This is a genomic window from Shinella sp. GW835-FHT14H05 (genome assembly GCF_058793575.1).
The window spans coordinates 1-1,862 of record NZ_JBXAFY010000039.1; the positions used below are offsets into that span (position 1 = coordinate 1).

Annotated in this window: 2 protein-coding genes and 2 pseudogenes; 2 read left to right on the forward strand and 2 right to left on the reverse strand. The window is 58.1% G+C overall.

Annotation, left to right across the window (positions count from 1 at the left end; translation table 11 throughout):
- Both AC1Q6Z_RS35225 and AC1Q6Z_RS35230 read left to right on the forward strand, forming a co-directional pair.
- Positions 1 to 236, forward strand: a pseudogene (locus AC1Q6Z_RS35225) (hypothetical protein); the annotation flags it as partial.
- A 324-nt stretch (positions 237 to 560) separates the two neighbouring features.
- Complete coding sequence (locus AC1Q6Z_RS35230; protein WP_256121511.1) at positions 561 to 794, forward strand: DUF982 domain-containing protein; 234 nt, start codon at positions 561 to 563, stop codon at positions 792 to 794.
- 457 nt (positions 795 to 1,251) lie between these two features.
- On the opposite strand, the gene AC1Q6Z_RS35235 is transcribed toward AC1Q6Z_RS35230, so the two are convergent.
- Together AC1Q6Z_RS35235 and AC1Q6Z_RS35240 are read right to left on the reverse strand one after the other, a co-directional pair.
- On the reverse strand, positions 1,252 to 1,494 hold the full coding sequence (locus AC1Q6Z_RS35235; protein WP_492650746.1) for a hypothetical protein: 243 nt from the start codon (positions 1,492 to 1,494) through the stop codon (positions 1,252 to 1,254).
- Positions 1,491 to 1,862: pseudogene (locus AC1Q6Z_RS35240) on the reverse strand (damage-inducible mutagenesis protein); the annotation flags it as partial. The pseudogene AC1Q6Z_RS35240 and the gene AC1Q6Z_RS35235, both read right to left, overlap by 4 nt.

A 1,862-nucleotide genomic window follows, 5' to 3' on the forward strand; every position in this document is an offset into this window, starting at 1 on the left:
AGATGGGCTCCAGCTTTTTCACCAAAGGCACATTCGAGCCTGAGGAACTGGGAGCGCTCAAGTCGCTATTCGACGAAATAATCGCGCAGCCGTGGTTCGATAAGACGCCACAGAACGTGGAGAGCTTCGCGAAGTATCTCTTCGAAACTTTCCCGGCTGTGCATTTCGACCCGAGAAAGCACCGATCCATCATCGAAACGTCGGCGCGCATGTTTTATGCGCGAGATGACCGGTGAATTGGCGACGATACGTGAATAAGCACAGCGGCTCGTAACACGAGGAGAAAGGCGAACAATGAGTGACGGAAGACCCAAGGCAAAGTTCGGGTCGCTTTGGGGGGACCTTGATGAAAGCAAACGCGTCGCACAAGAGCTTGAAGACGCGGCACGGAAGGCGCGCGAGGAGAAAACTCGCGAACTGCGCGCGAAGCGTCTCGCGCATCAACGGCCCTCTGACGGCGCTTCGGCGAAGGCCACGGATTAGGAATTTTCTTCGACATTCTCGATGAAACGAAAAGAGACGAGCCGCGTTACGGACATCGCTAAACTGGGAGGAGTGCCATGACCAACGCATGGAAGGCGCCGGTTGAAATCCATTTCGGGATGATTGGAACGCGCACAGTGTCAGGACCATTCGACGCTCTGATCTATTTGACGGATCAATGGCCAAATCGATCCGGACCCCGCTTTGCTAAAGCGCGGGTGGCTTGCAAAGCAGCGGTTGAAGGGCGCCTTGAAGCAGAGGCTGCGCGCGAAGAATTCATCGCAGCCGCCAGGGAAGTTCGGATGCATTAACACGGCTGCGGTGATGAAGAGCTTATATCTGGGACTACGGCGGGTCCTTGCCTGACAGCGTGACACAACCGTTACGGCGTTAACCACTTACGTACCGTAATGCCAATCTTCATAGAGCAGATTTCGGACTGTTGGATCTTTTCGGTTGAGGCAATCTTATTCGGTTGCAACCGAATGGAGTATATCGATGCACCGAAACAGAGACCTGATCCGTTATCACCTGGAAAGTGTCATCGAGCTAGCGGACGAAAGCTCGCTTCCTGTTCTCCGATATTTGGCCGAAATGGCCGTCCAGGAGAACGAAAAGCCAAAAGAGACGGCTGCCAGGAAGCAAGTCCAGAACGAGCCGCACGAAGCGTTGCGGAAGTTGGAGCGGATGCTGAAGGTGGGGTAAGTGCCATTTCAGGCACTGTTGCCCAGCGCGCAACTCTTGCGTTGGGCGGGGGGGTGTCGTCGCTCACGTCTTCCCCCTGTCGATCAGAATGTTAGCGGCAAGCAAGCAGGGAAAGTTTGCTTCGCATCGGTCGGTCCCGTAGAGGTCGCAACCGATGGCGAGCCGGCGACGGATTTCCATGAACTCAATCCGGGCGCCGAACTTTTTCACCAGTACCTTGCGGTCGTAGACGCCATGCCGGTCACAGCGCCGGCAGTCCATGTCGATCGTCTCTCCGCGGAAGTCCTTCAGCTTCGGCCGCGTCATCGCGCCATCCTCCACTGATCCTGACCAGCATGGACCGCTTGCAGCCGTCCGCGCTCATCACAGGCGCCGACCTCGATATCGAAGCACTCACCCGCACGCGCGCGCATCAGTTCCAGTAACCACCTCGGGCGGCCGACGCCGGCCACCGGCAGGCGTTCGGAGGGCATGATGGATATGCGCCACCGGGTGGCCGAGGCGGTCGGCCGGCCATAATCCGTGGCTTCTGCCTGCCGGCGCCATCGGCGGATGATAAGCCCCATCGTGCCCGACTTCTCCGCCGCCAACTGGAGGCGGCGAGATGCCACCATTGGCAGGCGCACAAGCTCGGCAACCATCACCGCCACGCCTCCGAACCGCAGTATCTCTTC